This is a genomic window from Thalassospira sp. MCCC 1A03138 (genome assembly GCF_002115785.1).
Classification (GTDB): Bacteria; Pseudomonadota; Alphaproteobacteria; order Rhodospirillales; family Thalassospiraceae; genus Thalassospira.
In genome coordinates, this window is sequence record NZ_JFJY01000006.1 from 213,116 (window position 1) to 228,516 (window position 15,401).

15 protein-coding genes are annotated in these 15,401 nt (G+C 57.0%); 6 read left to right on the forward strand and 9 right to left on the reverse strand.

Going from position 1 to position 15,401, the window contains the following annotated elements; translation table 11 throughout:
- Window positions 1-18 precede the first annotated feature (18 nt).
- Entirely contained in the window at window positions 19-1,299 is a 1,281-nt protein-coding gene (locus TH468_RS13980; protein ID WP_085645083.1) for an MFS transporter, read from the reverse strand.
- Window positions 1,300-1,408: 109 nt separating this feature from the next.
- Between TH468_RS13980 and TH468_RS13985 the strand changes: the two genes are divergently transcribed.
- On the forward strand, window positions 1,409-2,326 hold the full coding sequence (locus tag TH468_RS13985) for a LysR family transcriptional regulator (RefSeq protein ID WP_085645084.1): 918 nt from the start codon (window positions 1,409-1,411) through the stop codon (window positions 2,324-2,326).
- Here the strand turns inward: TH468_RS13985 and TH468_RS13990 are convergent.
- Window positions 2,315-2,839, reverse strand: a complete 525-nt coding sequence (locus TH468_RS13990; RefSeq protein WP_085645086.1) for an AAA family ATPase — start codon at window positions 2,837-2,839, stop codon at window positions 2,315-2,317. The two genes, TH468_RS13985 and TH468_RS13990, sit on opposite strands and share 12 nt — an antisense overlap.
- 136 nt (window positions 2,840-2,975) lie before the next feature.
- Here TH468_RS13990 and TH468_RS13995 point away from each other — a divergent pair, with 136 nt between their 5' ends.
- From TH468_RS13995 to TH468_RS14005, 3 genes are all read left to right on the forward strand, one after another.
- The gene (locus TH468_RS13995; RefSeq protein ID WP_085645088.1) at window positions 2,976-3,995 is read left to right on the forward strand and encodes an LLM class flavin-dependent oxidoreductase; all 1,020 of its coding nucleotides are present in this window, start codon (window positions 2,976-2,978) and stop codon (window positions 3,993-3,995) included.
- A gap of 177 nt (window positions 3,996-4,172) precedes the next feature.
- Window positions 4,173-5,741 carry an L-lactate permease gene (locus TH468_RS14000; protein WP_085645090.1) on the forward strand — a complete coding sequence of 523 codons (1,569 nt, stop codon included), beginning with the start codon at window positions 4,173-4,175 and terminating at the stop codon, window positions 5,739-5,741.
- Between the two features lie 4 nt (window positions 5,742-5,745).
- On the forward strand, window positions 5,746-5,931 hold the full coding sequence (locus TH468_RS14005; protein WP_062959664.1) for a hypothetical protein: 186 nt from the start codon (window positions 5,746-5,748) through the stop codon (window positions 5,929-5,931).
- Window positions 5,932-5,934: 3 nt separating this feature from the next.
- On the opposite strand, the gene TH468_RS14010 is transcribed toward TH468_RS14005, so the two are convergent.
- The 3 genes from TH468_RS14010 to TH468_RS14020 form a co-directional block, all read right to left on the reverse strand.
- A complete protein-coding gene (locus tag TH468_RS14010) occupies window positions 5,935-7,128 on the reverse strand; it encodes an MFS transporter (protein WP_085645092.1) in 1,194 nt (397 codons plus the stop codon).
- A complete protein-coding gene (locus TH468_RS14015; RefSeq protein ID WP_085645094.1) occupies window positions 7,125-7,652 on the reverse strand; it encodes a TetR/AcrR family transcriptional regulator in 528 nt (175 codons plus the stop codon). Before TH468_RS14015 ends, TH468_RS14010 begins: the two co-directional genes overlap by 4 nt.
- A gap of 114 nt (window positions 7,653-7,766) precedes the next feature.
- Window positions 7,767-8,399 carry a LysE family translocator gene (locus tag TH468_RS14020; RefSeq protein ID WP_085645096.1) on the reverse strand — a complete coding sequence of 211 codons (633 nt, stop codon included), beginning with the start codon at window positions 8,397-8,399 and terminating at the stop codon, window positions 7,767-7,769.
- Between the two features lie 362 nt (window positions 8,400-8,761).
- Here TH468_RS14020 and TH468_RS14025 point away from each other — a divergent pair, with 362 nt between their 5' ends.
- Window positions 8,762-10,387 carry an inverse autotransporter beta domain-containing protein gene (locus tag TH468_RS14025; protein ID WP_085645098.1) on the forward strand — a complete coding sequence of 542 codons (1,626 nt, stop codon included), beginning with the start codon at window positions 8,762-8,764 and terminating at the stop codon, window positions 10,385-10,387.
- A 131-nt stretch (window positions 10,388-10,518) separates the two neighbouring features.
- Window positions 10,519-11,682, forward strand: coding sequence for a PA0069 family radical SAM protein (locus TH468_RS14030; protein WP_085645100.1), 1,164 nt, complete (start codon window positions 10,519-10,521; stop codon window positions 11,680-11,682).
- Window positions 11,683-11,762: 80 nt separating this feature from the next.
- Here the strand turns inward: TH468_RS14030 and TH468_RS14035 are convergent, their stop codons facing one another.
- From TH468_RS14035 to TH468_RS14050, 4 genes are all read right to left on the reverse strand, one after another.
- On the reverse strand, window positions 11,763-12,041 hold the full coding sequence (locus TH468_RS14035; RefSeq protein WP_085645102.1) for a tyrosyl-tRNA synthetase: 279 nt from the start codon (window positions 12,039-12,041) through the stop codon (window positions 11,763-11,765).
- A gap of 360 nt (window positions 12,042-12,401) precedes the next feature.
- A complete protein-coding gene (tyrS, locus tag TH468_RS14040) occupies window positions 12,402-13,643 on the reverse strand; it encodes a tyrosine--tRNA ligase (protein ID WP_085645322.1) in 1,242 nt (413 codons plus the stop codon).
- 380 nt (window positions 13,644-14,023) lie between these two features.
- Entirely contained in the window at window positions 14,024-14,545 is a 522-nt protein-coding gene (locus TH468_RS14045; protein WP_085645104.1) for a hypothetical protein, read from the reverse strand.
- A gap of 84 nt (window positions 14,546-14,629) precedes the next feature.
- The gene (locus TH468_RS14050) at window positions 14,630-15,400 is read right to left on the reverse strand and encodes a hypothetical protein (protein WP_139834721.1); all 771 of its coding nucleotides are present in this window, start codon (window positions 15,398-15,400) and stop codon (window positions 14,630-14,632) included.
- Window position 15,401: the final 1 nt, after the last annotated feature.

Consider the following 15,401-nt stretch of genomic DNA (forward strand, 5'->3'; position numbering starts at 1 on the left):
GGGGTTTCTTTTTGTGTGTCAGGCAACGGCCTCGGCCCGTCTTGCGGCCTGCCAAAGGTAAGTCCCGCAAATCGCCGCACCAATCAGAAGCGCCCCGGCAAACGCCGCCACCGCGTCCCAGCCGCCATGCGACCAGAACCAGCCGCCGACCGATCCCATGATGCTAGACCCCAGATAATAGGCCAGCAGATAAAGCGACGACGCATGTCCCTTGGATTGTTTCGCCATCCGCCCGACCCAGCCACTTGCCACCGAATGGGCTACGAAAAAGCCGCTGGTCAGAACCATGATGCCGCCGATCATGCCCCAAAGGCTGGAAAGCAAAGTCAAAGCCACCCCAGCCCCTGCAATCAGGATCCCCGCCAGCAAAACCGGGCCCCGGCCGATCCGGTCGGACATGGCACCGGCAATGGAAGACGTCACCATCCCGCAAAGATAAACCACAAAAATCAGACTGATCTGCCCCTGGCTCATGTCATAGGGGGCAGCGGATAAACGGAACCCGGCATAATTATAGACCGTCACAAAACAGCCCATCGTAAATGCCCCGATCAGGAACACGAATGGCAGACCGGGATGGCGCAGATGTCCTTCCCACGCCCGAACATGGTATGACAATTGAAAGCCGGGGCGGCGCACGAAATTGCGCGATGCAGGCAACAGAATGACAAACCCAAGCGCTGCCAGCAAACCAAGTGCACCCATCGCGCCAAGGGCCAGATGCCAGCCAAACATATCGGTCAGAATGCCGATCACCACGCGCCCGCTCATCCCGCCAAGGGCGGTCCCGCTGATGTAAATTCCCATCGTGGTACCAAGGCCCCGCGGATGCATTTCCTCGGCCAGATACGCCATCGCAACCGCAGGAACCCCGCCCAAAATCAGGCCTTCAAGCGCACGCACAACCAGAAATGCATGCCAGTCGGAAAGCAACGGCGCAATCAGGTTCAAAAGTGACGCGCCACACATTGATGCAAACATCAATTGCTTGCGCCCGAACGCCTCGGATACCGCCCCGGCAAGCAGGATGGCAAAGGCAAGGAAGCCGGTCGTCAGCGACAGCGCAAGCGAACTGGATGCCGGGCTGACGGCAAAATCCCGAGCCAGTTCCGGCAATAGCGGCTGAACGCAGTAAATCAGCGAAAAGGTCGCATACCCCGCCAGAAACAGCGCCAGACTGATCCGGCGAAATTCCGGTGATCCCGGCTCGGTATAAACCGGCTCCGCCCCGGCGGTCGCTGGCTTGATATCATCATTGGCAGCCTGCGCTGCGGGGCTTTTCGCCCGGTGGGCACTCATATTCCGGCCTCGTTTTGAAGAATTCTGATCTGACCGAAAGGATTGCAGCTTTCCCGATATCCGTCCAATATATGTCACAGTCATTTTCGATATGTTTTGGAGATACCGAATGGAACTGCGCCATATTCGATATTTTCTTGAAGTCGCCCGCGAGGGGAACTTTACCCGTGCCGCAGCCCGCATCGGCATCGGTCAACCGCCCCTAAGCCAGCAAATCCGCGATCTTGAAACCGAAATCGGCACCCAGCTATTTCACCGCGTCCCGCATGGCGCGGAATTGACCGAGGCCGGAATTGCCTTTCGCGATATCGTGCAGCATTTCCCCGAACTGGCCGAACGCGCCATCCGCGCCGCACGCCGCGCCGGTCGTGGTGAAATCGGCTCAATCCGGGTGGGTTTTACCGCATCCGCCGCCTTCAGCCCCAGCGTCCCGCGTGTTTTCCGTGATTTCCGCCGGTCCTATCCCGGTGTTGAAATGACGCTGGAAGAAAACAATTCCGCCCGCCTTTTGCATGCATTGATGGATGAACAGCTTGATGCCGTCTTCCTGCGCCAGGGTGCCGCCAACAGCGATGACATCAAACTGCACCGCCTGACATCCGAACCGATGCTGATTGTGCTTCCGGCGGGTCATCCGGCTGCCCGGCATGAAACGGTGGCGCTTGAAACCCTGCGTGATGATGCCCTGATCCTGACCCCGCGACAGGTCGGGCCGACCCATTTCGATATCGTCGTTGCCGCCTGCCGTGCCGCCGGGTTTGAACCGGTCATGGGGCAAAGCGCGCCGCAATTGGGATCGGTGATCAACTTTGTCGCCGCCGAACTTGGCTTCTCGCTTGTCCCCGCCGCCATGGCACAATTGCAGGTCAATGGGGTCGTCTATCGCAAGGTCGCGGGGGATGTCCCGATGGCACATCTGGCACTGGCCTACCGCAGCAACGATATCTCGACCGTGCTGCGCAACTTCGTTGGCCGCACGCTGAATGCGCATCGCGCAGAAGATCAGGAAATCGACCTAAACAACTGAACCTGTTTTGTTTTTATCGATAACATCACAGATCGCATCAACGGCCTGATCGACCGTCATCTTTGCCGTATCAAGGATCAGATCAACCCCGTGCCACGGTTCGTAATGGCGGCCAAGGACCTTGTCCCAATCGGGCTGATGCAGGTTTTCAATGTCACAGGGCCGGGTTTCGACACGGTGGCGATGCTCCGCCGGATCGGAACAGATCAGCTCAATCTGCACATACGGTTTCCCGGCGCGCTCTGCTGCCAGTCGCCATTCGCTTCGGGTTTCTTCAACCGAATTGACCGCATCGCCGATCACCGTCAGGCCCAGCTTAAGGTTATCGGTCGCCTGCCGGTTGGCAACCATATAGCCGACCGGGCCGATATCATCATCGGGTGGTACCCCGGCATCAAGGATCGCCTGCTCTATCGTGTCGATCCGAAGATGCACCGCACCGATTTTTTGCGCCAGTGCGCGTGCAATGGATGTCTTGCCAACACCGGGCAAACCGCCAAAAATGATTAGCATATTCTATACCTTTCTCCGGTCTTGACCCTAAAACCGACACTCCCGCACTGGCAAGCACCTGATTTTGGGCTAGATTAACCCCAACACTGAAATCCGGCGCGCCGTTTTCGGCCTGCGCCCAACTGGGATTATGCCTATGCCCCGTTTTTCCGTTCTTGATCTTTGCCCCGTGAACGAGGGCGAACATCCGCGCGATGCCTTGCGCAATACACTTGAACTGGCCCAGCATGCCGAAAAGCTCGGCTTTCATCGTTACTGGCTGGCCGAACATCACAACATGCCCGGTATCGCCAGTGCCGCAACCTCGGTTGTCATATCGCATGTCGCGGCGGGCACCAAAACCATTCGTGTCGGTTCAGGCGGCGTGATGCTGCCCAACCATGCGCCATTGGTGATTGCCGAACAGTTCGGCACCCTTGATGCGCTTTATCCCGACCGTATCGACCTTGGCATCGGGCGCGCACCGGGAACCGACCAACGCACCGCCGCCGCCCTTCGTCGTGATATGCACGGGACCGAGGAACGCTTTATCCAGGACGTGCTTCAGGTTCAGCAATTCCTTGCCCCCCTTGAAGGCAACCCGCCAATCCGGGCCGTTCCGGGTTATGGCTCCGAAATTCCGATGTGGCTTCTGGGCAGCAGCCTGTTTTCGGCTGACCTGGCCGCCCGTCTTGGCCTGCCCTTTGCCTTTGCGTCACACTTTGCGCCCGATATGCTGATGGATGCGCTGTCGCTGTATCGTCACCGGTTCGAGCCCAGCAAACAGCTTGATAAACCCTATGCGATTGCCGCAATGGGCTTCTTTGCCGCCGATACCGACGAGGAAGGCGAATTTATTGCTACCTCCATGCAGCAGCAATTCCTGAATCTGCGGCGCGGTTCGCCGGGCCAATTGCCCAAACCGGTCAAATCGATGGATGAAATCTGGAACCGGGTGGAAAAGGCCGGTGTCGATCATGCCATGCGCTGTGCCGCAATCGGCTCGCGCGATACCGCACGCAAGAAACTGCGCGACTTCATTTATATGACCAAGGCCGATGAAATCATGGTCACTGCCAATATCTTTGATCACGCAGCACGGCTGAAATCGTTCTCGATTGCCGCAGAATTGCGCGACGAACTTGAAACCGAACAAACCGCGCAAAACTGCGCCTGAAACAATTAATAATACAATTACCGGGCTCGACTGAAACCAGTCGGGCCCGGTTTTGTATTTCATCATACGAAATGCCATAACTGTTTTCTTGCGCTTGCAGATGCACTGGGACAAGATGTCGGCCCGGTTGGAAAATCAACCGCAACACATTGTTCCAAAAGGTTTTGGCTCGCCCCCATGACAGACTTCCTTCTGGCTGCCCTGCCAATCGCCACCATTCTGTTTCTGATGATCAAGGCAAACTGGGGCGCGGCACGCGCCGGTGCGGCCGCATGGTTCGTCACCGTTGCCATCGCCATGATCGCGTTTGGTGCGCCGACAGATATGCTGATCATCGCCCAGGCCAAGGGCGTGATGCTGGCGCTTTATATCCTTTATATCGTCTGGGCCGCCCTGATCCTTTATTTCGCAGCCGAAGAAGCCGGGGCCATCAAAACCATCGGGCGCGCCATCCGCCAGCTAACCGATGATCGCCCGTTGCAGTTGCTGATCCTTGGTTATGTCTTTGCCACCTTCTTGCAGGGTGTCGCCGGGTTCGGTGTGCCGATTGCGGTGATCGCACCACTTTTGCTCGGCATGGGGTTCTCGCCCGTCATCGCGGTTGCCGCCCCGATGATCGGCCATAGCTGGTCGGTGCTGTTTGGCAATATGGCAACCTCGTTCGAGGCCCTGATCGGCGTTACCGGCATTCCGGGTACCGAGCTCACGCATTATTCCGCCATTCTGCTTGGCCTGTCGGGCTTTACCTGTGGGGCGGCGGTTCTGTGGCTTGATGGCGGTTTTCGCACCGTGCGTCGCCGGATCGCGCCGCTGGTGCTGATTGCCGGTGTCATGGGTGTTGTTCAATATCTGATGGCGAATTACGGCGTCTGGACGCTGGGCGGGCTGACTGCCGGGATTGCCGGACTTGTCACCTCGATCATCGTTACCCGGTTCTGGAAACCCCATCCTGATGACGTTGCCGAAACCACCGAAGACGACCATCACCACATGCCTTTGATCGAGGCATTGACCCCTTACCTCGTTTTCATGGTGATTGTCGGTCTGGCAACCTTCGTCGCACCGGTCGAGGATTTCCTGTCCGGCCTTCGCCTGACCTTCGATTTCCCGGCGGTTTCAACCGATCTTGGCTGGAATATCAATGCCGAAAGCGCCAAGCCGATTGCCATTTTCGGCCATCCCGGCGCGTTGCTGCTGTATACCGCCGCCATCAGCTTTGCCTTCTTCAAAATTCGCGGACGCTATGATAACGGCATCGCCAGACGCATCTGGCAACGCACGGTCCAAAGCGGCCTTCCGACCAGCATCGGCATGGTGCCGGTCATCGGCCTTGCCATCATCATGGATCATGCCGGCATGACCTATGCCCTGGCCGAAGGCGGTGCTGCGCTGTTTTCCGGCTCCTTTGCCATCGCCTATCCGGTGGTGGCCCCGGCAATCGGGGCCCTCGGGGCCTTCATGACCGGCAGCACGAATAATTCCAACGTGGTCTTTGGCATGTTCCAGCGCCACACCGCCGAACTTTCGGGCATTTCAACCGCCCTTGTTCTGGCCGCACAGGCAACCGGCGCGTCGCTTGGCAGCATGCTGGCCCCGTCAAAAATTCTGGTCGGCTGCTCAACCGTCGGGCTTTCGGGCAAGGAAGGACCGGTTTTATCGGTCGTGCTGAAAACCGGTGTGCTTCTGACCGCCCTATGCGGCTTCATGGCGCTGGGCCTGTTGCTGATTGCGATGATCGGGGGTTAAGACCATGAAAAACAAACTGTTCAATCCGGTCTTTCTGTTTCTGGCATCCCTGATCCTGCCGCTGGTCGCGTTCGAAGCCCTGATCAACGAAGATGCCGCCCTTTCCGGCATCCTGTCTGGCGTCCCGGTGGGCGGCATTCTGTTTGGCCTGTTTGCCGCCATCATGGCCCTGATCGTCATCAAGAAATAGCTGCTAGCCTGCGGATGTTGCCCGCCGGATTTCAGGATCGACGGCAACCCGTTTTTTGCGTGCTCTCATTGTCCCGGCCAGAAGGCCAAGACAGGCAAAAATAACCACGGCACTATCTGATCCCATTTGGTCCAGCAGGAACCCGAAAACCGGTGCGCCAGCCGTCTGACCGATGGCAATGGTCAAAAAACCGATCATCAGGCCAGTGGCGGGCCGATCCCGAAGTGCCCGTACACCCCACACCAGATACACCCCCGTTAACGTGACATAGGCCCCGCCAAACAAAACCCCGCCTGCGAACGTTACGGCCATAAACGTGCCTGTTCCCGCGGCAAGAATACCGATCGCAATCAGTGCCAGAAAAGCCCAGTGCACCCGGTTGATCCCGAACCGGGCCACAAATGCCCCTGCCCATGCACCGGCAATACCACCGATCCCGATGGCAACCCACAATGCACCGCTGCCGCTTTCCCCCAGATCAAGCTGCATCCGTGCAAGCTGCCCGCCAAATGACCAGATTGCCGTGCTTGCCGCCCCCATCAGAAAGGCCGCGCAAATCAGTCTGGCGACATCCCCTTTCAGGGACGGCATTTCTCCTTTGGACTGTGTGGCCGCGGCCTTTGTCCCGCGCGGAATTGTCCGTATAAGGGCAATCGTCAGGATAATGGCGGCACCGGCAAAGACAGCAAAAACAAGCCGCCATTGGCCACCAATCATCAACGCAATCGGCCACGATAACATCACGCCAACACTGGTCCCGGAATTGATCACGGTATTGGTCATATCCTGCCGGTCACGTCGCACTGCCACCGCAACAGCCGCAGCCATCGGCGGCGATGCCAGACCGGTGCTGGCCCCGGCAATCATAACCGCCACCGCCAGCCAGACCGCATCCGGCGCGACGGCAATCCCTGCCATGCCGACCGCTGCAACACATGCCGCCGCCGTCGCTACCACGCGGGGGCCAAGGCGTTCGGTCGCAATCGCAGAAATAATGATGAACAGGCAATAACCCAAAAATGACCCGCCGGAAATCACGCCGGAAACAGTCGGGCCAAGTGACAATTCCGCATCGATTTGCGGCAACAGAAGCCCAAAGGCAAATCGGGCAAAACCATAACAAATGGCAATCAGCACAAAACCTGCAAGACCAATCTGAACCGCCGGACTGACGGCAGGTTTGAAATCGGGCTTCATGAACGCGCCTGCGCAACAAGACTGGCCGCCGCCTTGCGTGCGGCACTTATGGCATCCATCCCGCGATAAACCGCGGCGGCCACGGCCCCTTCAAACAAAACCAAAATCTGTTCTGTCAGTTCCCCATGATCCCCGCCCCCCAGATCACGCTGGACGATTTCGGCAATTTTGGCTCTGGTTGCCTCTTTATGTGTCAGGACAACATTGGCAATTTCCGGGATGTCCCCCCCGGTTTCACCGTAACTTCGCAAAAACAGGCATCCACGCCCGCCTTCATCACGCGTCCACTGCGCCAGCACGTCAAAGATTTCATCAACGGTCTGCACATCAAGGCGTTCCATGAAACGCCGTTCGCGCACGCCAAGCACCAGCGCCATAAGCACTGTCTTGCTGCCGACATGTTTGTAAAGTGTGCGACTGGAAAGACCCGCTTCCTGCGTCAGCCGATCCATGCCGGTTGCGCTAAAGCCATTACGATCAAAAAGCCGCTCGGCCGTTGCAATAAGGTTTGTCTTGATATCCATGGGTAAAGTGTAAAACGGTCGTTTTACACTGTCAACACAAGGAGACCCTGCCGGTTTGTCCTGCAAGACACCCCGACACGGCAACCAGACACGATTTCAACTCATGAAACGCCGTTAAGGCCGGAACATCGCAAGCTTGATGCCAAACGCAATAAACACGCTGCCGGTCACGGCCTTTAACGCGCGCTGGAACGATCCATTGCGTGCCATCCCGGTCAGGCGGGACAACAGAATGATCATGGTCGAAAACCAGATGATATTGATGCTGGCATGCACACAAACCAGCATGAAGGCCGATGTAATCGCGCTCTCGCCGACCGGAATGAATTGCGGAAATGCCGCAAGATAGAAAATCGATACCTTGGGATTAAGCGCATTGGTCAGGAACCCTTCGCCATACGCCACCAGAAGCGTCCTGCGGCGTTTGGCCGGGACAACTTCGGCAACGGTTTTAACCCCGCGCCATGCCTCGCGCAGCGCCTTGAAGCCGACCCAGCAAAGATATGCCGCACCGGCAATCTTCACCATCATGAACAGTTGCGCCGACTGCACAAGGATCACCGAGATCCCCAAAATCGACAATGTGCCATGCAGGTAAAAGGCAGTCACGAAACCGGCAACATTGGCAAAGCCTGCCGCGCGGCCCGATGTCGGAACGGTTTTGGCAATCAGAACACCATTGGGCCCCGGCGACATCACCAGAAGGGCTGTAACAAGCGTGAAGCTGACAAACTGTGTCCAATCCATCGGAATGGCTCCATAAAAAGGGTGGCCCCGAAACTATAGACGGATTGTAAAAACCGGCAAGCGGGCGATTGTACCGATACATGACAATCGAAAAGGCAATCTAAAAGGTCGACAAAAAGACGGGGCTCAATAGTCCTCTTTTGCGCGCCTCGCACTGTTTCCTATCCATAAAACGCAATGGATATCCAATTCGCGCAGGAAAATATCGCATCCCTGCCGTTGCTGTGGCGACCCATGCACAAATCCCCTAATCCTCGGACTTCCATTTCATGAACTGGCTTAACTGTCGGCCTGACTGATGGTAAAATGCCAACGACTTTTCCTGTCGCGCAGAAGTCAGATCAAGATGATTGAAAACAAAAATGAAAAAACATGCGGTTGGATTTGTCTGTAGCTGCGCCGTCTCTTTCGCGCTATCCGCGCATGCTCAGGACGCGGAAGTCGGCAACAAATGGGGACCGCATATCGACCTTGAAGGCAAGGCCGGCACAGACCGCAACCTTGGTGAAACCGATCTGTTCATTCCGCTGTGGCAGGATGACGATACCCTGACCTTTGCCAACATCCGCGCACGGATGGATGATGCCAACAGTCACGAAGGCAATTTCGGTGTCGGCATTCGCCAGATGCTTGATAGCGGCTGGAATATTGGCGGCTATGGGTACTTTGATCGCCGCCACAGCGCGTATGACAACAAGTTCAATCAGGTGACTTTCGGGGCCGAAGCCCTCTCGCTTGACTGGGATTTTCGCGCCAATGCCTATATTCCGGTCGGCAGGACAAGCTATATCGAAGACAGCCTGAGTACGGTGGATTTTTCCGGCACCACGATCATGTACCGTCAGGGCGAAGAACGCGCCCTTCGCGGTTTTGATACCGAAATCGGCTGGCGCACACCATTGTTTGAAGCCACGGCACCACAACAATTGCGCCTTTACGCAGGCGGCTATCGCTTTACCGAAGACGATGTGGACACGGTGCAGGGACCCCGCGGGCGGCTTGACCTGACCTTTGATGAAATACCGTTCCTGTGGGAAGGCTCGCGCTTTTCGCTGGGGGCTGAAATCCAGCATGACGATCCGCGCGGCACACAAAGCTTTGCCAGCTTCCGCCTGCGCATCCCGCTTCAGGATTTTGGCGATAACCCCAAACCGCGCCTGAACGCTATCGAACGCCGCATGACCGACCCGATCATGCGCGACATTGATATCGTCAGTCAGGCCGGGCAATTCACCACGGCAGAGGAAATAACAAGCACGGCCACCGGCAACACCATCACGCTTGTCAGCAGCGCAACAACAGCAAGTGCCGGCCTTGCCACGACCATCTCGTCCGCCGGTGCCAATTCGACCGTGGTCCTGAATGGCAGTTTTACCAACGTGAACAGCCGCCTTGATGTTCAAAACGGCCAAACCATCATGGGGGCTGGCGACCTCAGCGTTCAAACACCGTCCGGTCGTACCGTGACCATTACCACACCTGGTGCCAGCCTAAGCGGCGAAGGATCCTCTCCGGTCGGTTTCGGCAGTCCAAGCCATATCTTCAACATGGCCAGCAACAGCCGTCTTGTGGGCGTTACCGTCTCAACCTCCGACACACAGGCAACCGCAGCAGTGCGGATCAACGGCGTGAATAACGTCGAAATCATCAATAGCACATTGACCAGCAACGCTACGGGCAACACGTCCTTTGGCATACAGGTTATCGGAAACGCACAAAACACGGTCATTCGCGGCAATACGATCACAGCCACCAGTAACGATACCTTTGCCTATGCCCTGTCAGTCATCGGATCAGACAACCTCGTCTTCGAGAACAACACACTCAATGTCAGCGGGGCAACAAACAACCACCTGATCTTCTTTAACCTGAACAATACGAATCTCTCCGGCTCCGGTAACAGCGGCAATGTAAGCACATGCAATATTGGTGGCGGGACAAACACCGGCTCCATCAGTTTCATGACAGCAACGCCGACCTGCCCGTAATCAGGAAGCTGTTGATAACCGGATGATGTCATACCAACGGCCTGCCGCTGTCCGCGTTGACATCGGCGTGGGCAACTTGGGTACAGCGTATTTCGCTTGAATGTTCCTCTTTTGTTCTATATTTTGAGCATATGCGAAACATCATCGAACCGACATCCGATCACATCGAAACCGCCCAACCGGGCGAAGGATGGAGCCATCCGGATTTTGATCCGGATTTGCTGCCCGCGCGTCGGCAAAAAGGCCGCGGGGCGGTATCGAATATTGATGGCCGATTTGAACGCCATATCCATCAGGCGATTGATGATGGCTGGATGACCAGCCTGATGGAAGATCAGGACGCGCCGCGCATCCGTACCACCCTTGGCATTGATGGCGCGCGCAGCGTGATCACCAAAAATCAAAGCCCGGACGTCCCGTTTGATCGTTCGATCAATCCCTATCGCGGCTGTGAACATGGCTGCATCTATTGCTTTGCCAGACCAACACACGCCTATCTCGGCCTGTCGCCGGGGTTGGATTTTGAAACAAAGCTGTTCTGGAAGCCCGACGCCCCGGCGCTATTGCGCAAACAGCTCGCCGCCAAAAGCTATATGCCCGCCCCGATTGTCATTGGCACCAGCACCGATCCCTATCAGCCGGTTGAACGTGAAAAGCAACTGACCCGATCCATCATCAAGGTACTTGGCGATTGCCAGCATCCGTTCTCAATCATCACCAAAGGCGCACTTGTCACCCGCGACATTGATCTGATCGCACCAATGGCCGCAAAAAACCGTGCGTCGGTCGCGGTATCGGTCACAAGCCTTGATAACAGATTGTCCAACCTTCTTGAACCGCGTGCCTCCGCCCCGCACCGTCGACTTGATGCCATTCGCAAACTTGCCGATGCCGGTATCCCGGTCACGGTCCTGTGCGCGCCAATCATTCCCGGCCTCAATGACATGGAAATCGAAAATCTGGTTGCTGCGGTTCGTGATGCCGGGGCAACGTCGGTATCGCACATCGTCGTCCGCCTGCCGCTTGAAATAGCCGACCTGTTCGAAGAATGGCTCGAAGCCAATTATCCGGACCGCAAGGCAAAGGTCATGTCGCTGATCCGCCAGATGCGCGACGGCGAACGCTATCAATCCGAATTTGGCACCCGCATGCGCGGCACCGGCCCGATTGCCGACCTGATCGCCAGACGGTTTGATGCCGCACGCAAAAAACACGGCATGACCGGCCGGTCGCTCAGCCTTGATTGCAGCGGATTTGTCCGCCCGAACGCGAACGGGCAGATGTCGCTGTTCTAAGATCACCAGCAACATCGCCCCCTCGCCCCCAAGCCCTGCTCGCGCGACCGGCGGGCACCAAGCCGATCACTCCGCCCCGCTCACTCCGCACGACGGATCAGCATCGCCCTTTGGCCGCCAACGGTAAGGCGCAAGACTTCGCCATCATCAAACGCGTAACTCAGGATATGATGATCGGGATCAACAATCTGTCTGTTCTCGATCATGACAGCACCACTTGCGACCAGCTCGCTCGCCGCCGTAATGGTATCGGCAAAACCCGCCATCAGAATAAGCGGCACCACCCCGATCCCGTCTTTCAGGGCATTGGGCGTGAAATCAAGTGTCGGCATGCGATCCGCAAGGGAGATATGGGTCATTTTCCGGTTTCCTTGTTGGTGGGGCCACCTCGGGCAAACCGGTTTATGGAAAAAACAAAGGCCGCCCTGGGGCAGCCGGTCTTGGTTTAATTTACAAACACATCAACAGGCGCCGCGCTATGTGCACGACGTAAAATAGGCGTTCTGATGTGTAACAATGTTTTCCATCTTTAAATCATTACGTACCTTATGCTGTCAGGTCAACCCTGATTGCAGCGGCTTTGTCCGCCCGAATGCCAACGGGCAGATGCAATTGCGTTAGGCACGTATCGCCATTTCAGGCGACGCGAAGCACTCCGGAACCCATGCGCCATTGACAAGAGCATGGGTTCCGGAGTTTACGAACGGGATACCCCGATACTATTTCATGCGTCGCAAGGCGACATGGCGTTTGCGACCTGATGAAAGGCGGATAAGGCTAGCCTCGCCAAAATCATCACCCGTCACAAGGATTTCGGGATCAATGATCGGCTGATCATTCAACCGTGCCCCGCCACCGGCAACCAGCCGTCGCGCCGCACTGTTTGATGCAGCAAAGCCCGCACGCACCAGCAGCGCCAGAATGCCGACACCATCCGCAATCTCCGCTGCGGTGACATCAACCGATGGCAACCCGTCGAGATCATCACGATGGCCCGCACCGGCAAAGACACCCGATGCCGTTTGCTTGACAGCATCAAGGGCGACCTCCCCATGCGCCAGTCGCGTGGCTTCGTCCGCCAGCACAATCTTGGCCTCGTTGATATCCGCACCTGACAGGTTTTCAAGCTGTTCGATCTCCGCAAGCGGCAGATCGGTAAACAACCGCAGAAAACGACCAACGTCGCCATCCTCGCAATTGCGCCAGAACTGCCAGTAATCAAACGGTGCCAGACGATCCTCGTTCAGCCAGATCGCACCAGCCGCGGTTTTACCCATCTTGACCCCGGACGATGTCGTCAATAGCGGGGCCGTCATCCCAAAGACCTCATCACCATCAACGCGTCGGACAAGATCGACACCGCCAAGGATATTGGCCCATTGATCACCACCACCCATCTGCGCACGGCATCCGAAACGTCGCGACAGTTCAAGGAAATCGTACGCCTGCAGGATCATGTAATTGAATTCAAGGAAGCTGAGGCTTTCCTGCCGTTCCAGTCTGGTGCGAACGGAATCGAATGACAGCATCCTGTTGACCGAAAAATGCCGCCCGACATCGCGCAGCAGATCGACATAGCCAAGCTGATCAAGCCAGTCGGCATTATTGACCAGCACCGCGTCGGCCGGCCCCTCGCCAAAGGTCAGGAAACGGTCAAACACCTTGCGAATACCCGCAATATTGGCAGCAATCTGCTCGTCATCCAAAATCGGGCGGGCATCGGACCGGAAACTGGGATCTCCGATCCGTGTTGTGCCACCACCCACCAGTACAATCGGCTTGTGCCCGTGTTTCTGCAACCAGCGCAACGTCATGATCGGCAGAAGATGGCCGACATGCAGACTGTCTGCCGTCGCATCAAAACCGATGTAAACCGGCACGGCACCGGATGCCAGCAAGGCATCAAGCCCGTCAAAGCCGGTACATTGATGAATGAAGCCGCGCGCATGCAGGCTTTGCATGGCGTCCGATGCAAACGCATTGCTTTTGACGTCGCTGGCATTTTGCGGCGTCGTATCAGGTTGGTCGGGAAGAAATGTCATTTCGGTCTGTCCTTCGATACGGATGACCGACACCGGGAGACCGGTTATGGAAAAACAAAAGGCCGCCCAATGGCGGCCGGTTCAATTTGCACAAATCAACACACGCCGCACTATATGTGCAGCGGATAATAGGCGTTGTGATGTTGAATTGCGTTTTCCATGCCCTATCGGATATGGCGCATTGCCCCACCGGTCAAGCCACTTTGCCTCTTATTGCGGCAATGCAGCCATGCAAACAGCAAAACACCCGCCCGGGCAAAGCCGCAGGCGGGTGTTGAAAAAGCAGGTCAAAGTCGGGGTTATCCCACCACCCGGTACCGGGCGTGTGGCGCGGGGCTTGCCGTGATCGACGGATCGATCTTCGGCAAAACCCCGCCTTCCTCCGCGCCTGTATATTCTGTCAAATCCTTGCCTTGGGCGTCGGTGTCGTTCATCGCCATCATGCGCGCGCTTTCAAAAAAGCGAAGACCGCGCTTTTCAAGAACATAAAGCGTTTCCGCCCCCCATGGCCCCGACCAGACCAGCCCCGAAAGCGTTTCCATTTCGCGTTCGATCCGGGTCGGCGAAATCGGCCGACCAAGGCATGTGGTCAGCAAAAAGGAAAGTTCCGCTGCCGTCACGCCGTCTTCGCAGCATTCCTCGGCCAGAACCGCCATCACCGCCATGGTCACCACCCGAAGAGAAACCTTGCCGGTTTCAATCCCCGGAAAGCGGCTTTGCTGCAGGGTGACGATATCACTGGCAATGCGATCAACGCCCCCACGGATCACATATCGGCCACGCCAGACCCTGCAGCTTGTCCGTACTTCCCATTCCCGCATTTTGTCCCCGCCTGTTTTCTTGTCCCACGTCGAGAATGATACATTATCAATACATTACGTCAACCACCTTATCGACTTTTTGTATCATTTAATACAAGCATCACGAAACCACTGATATCCGGTCCCGGTGGCGGCAAATCCCCCATCCCCGTCAACCGGTTCGATATAGCCCCGCGTGATTGCGCTATGAAAATCACGGCCGAAATTCTTTGGCATGCGCAGATGTTCCTGCCGCCGTAACAACCGCCGGATATCGTCGCGCGTCACAAAGCTGCGCCCGTCGCGGTAATGCAGCCAGATCGCGGCAATCAGGATCGTTTCGGCAAAACCACGCGGCTGCAGCCGGGCAATCAGATCGCCCAGACTGCCGATATATCCAATCAGGAAATTCGCCGGATCAATCGCATCCGCAGTACCTTCACCAACCAGACCGGCCCCACCGAAATCTCGCCCTGGCGCCTGCCCGGCCGCCTGCCCCGGTACGTTTTCCGGTCCAGATGCAGCCTCGCCCGCAATAGCCGACCGGGCCGTTACAGGGAATTGCCCGCCAGCAGACATTTCCCGCAAAGAGCCACTAGGCCCGAATGACGAAGATGGCGCAAACGGAGATGATGCCGCAGGTGACATGGAAGAGGACGTGGCAGCCGGCATAGCAGGCGACATCGAAGCCCCCGAAGAAGCTGCCCCATGGTCAACTGCACCGCTCACCGGTGCCGCGCCCGCCCGCAAACCGTTCGGAGAACCAAACAGGGCCGCCATCACCAACGGCAGGCGCGCAGGCGGGATCGCACATTCGAGATCCACCGGCCCGAAATCACCTTCGCCCGTCAGTTTGACATGAATAACAGCAGCCAAG

Bases quoted from the DNA above. Each gene is read 5' to 3' on its own strand.
- TH468_RS13980 (WP_085645083.1), bottom strand. From the start codon at position 1,299: ATGAGTGCCCACCGGGCGAAAAGCCCCGCAGCGCAGGCTGCCAATGAT.
- TH468_RS13985 (WP_085645084.1), top strand. From the start codon at position 1,409: ATGGAACTGCGCCATATTCGATATTTTCTTGAAGTCGCCCGCGAGGGG.
- TH468_RS13990 (WP_085645086.1), bottom strand. From the start codon at position 2,839: ATGCTAATCATTTTTGGCGGTTTGCCCGGTGTTGGCAAGACATCCATT.
- TH468_RS13995 (WP_085645088.1), top strand. From the start codon at position 2,976: ATGCCCCGTTTTTCCGTTCTTGATCTTTGCCCCGTGAACGAGGGCGAA.
- TH468_RS14000 (WP_085645090.1), top strand. From the start codon at position 4,173: ATGACAGACTTCCTTCTGGCTGCCCTGCCAATCGCCACCATTCTGTTT.
- TH468_RS14005 (WP_062959664.1), top strand. From the start codon at position 5,746: ATGAAAAACAAACTGTTCAATCCGGTCTTTCTGTTTCTGGCATCCCTG.
- TH468_RS14010 (WP_085645092.1), bottom strand. From the start codon at position 7,128: ATGAAGCCCGATTTCAAACCTGCCGTCAGTCCGGCGGTTCAGATTGGT.
- TH468_RS14015 (WP_085645094.1), bottom strand. From the start codon at position 7,652: ATGGATATCAAGACAAACCTTATTGCAACGGCCGAGCGGCTTTTTGAT.
- TH468_RS14020 (WP_085645096.1), bottom strand. From the start codon at position 8,399: ATGGATTGGACACAGTTTGTCAGCTTCACGCTTGTTACAGCCCTTCTG.
- TH468_RS14025 (WP_085645098.1), top strand. From the start codon at position 8,762: ATGAAAAAACATGCGGTTGGATTTGTCTGTAGCTGCGCCGTCTCTTTC.
- TH468_RS14030 (WP_085645100.1), top strand. From the start codon at position 10,519: ATGCGAAACATCATCGAACCGACATCCGATCACATCGAAACCGCCCAA.
- TH468_RS14035 (WP_085645102.1), bottom strand. From the start codon at position 12,041: ATGACCCATATCTCCCTTGCGGATCGCATGCCGACACTTGATTTCACG.
- tyrS (WP_085645322.1), bottom strand. From the start codon at position 13,643: ATGCAAAGCCTGCATGCGCGCGGCTTCATTCATCAATGTACCGGCTTT.
- TH468_RS14045 (WP_085645104.1), bottom strand. From the start codon at position 14,545: ATGCGGGAATGGGAAGTACGGACAAGCTGCAGGGTCTGGCGTGGCCGA.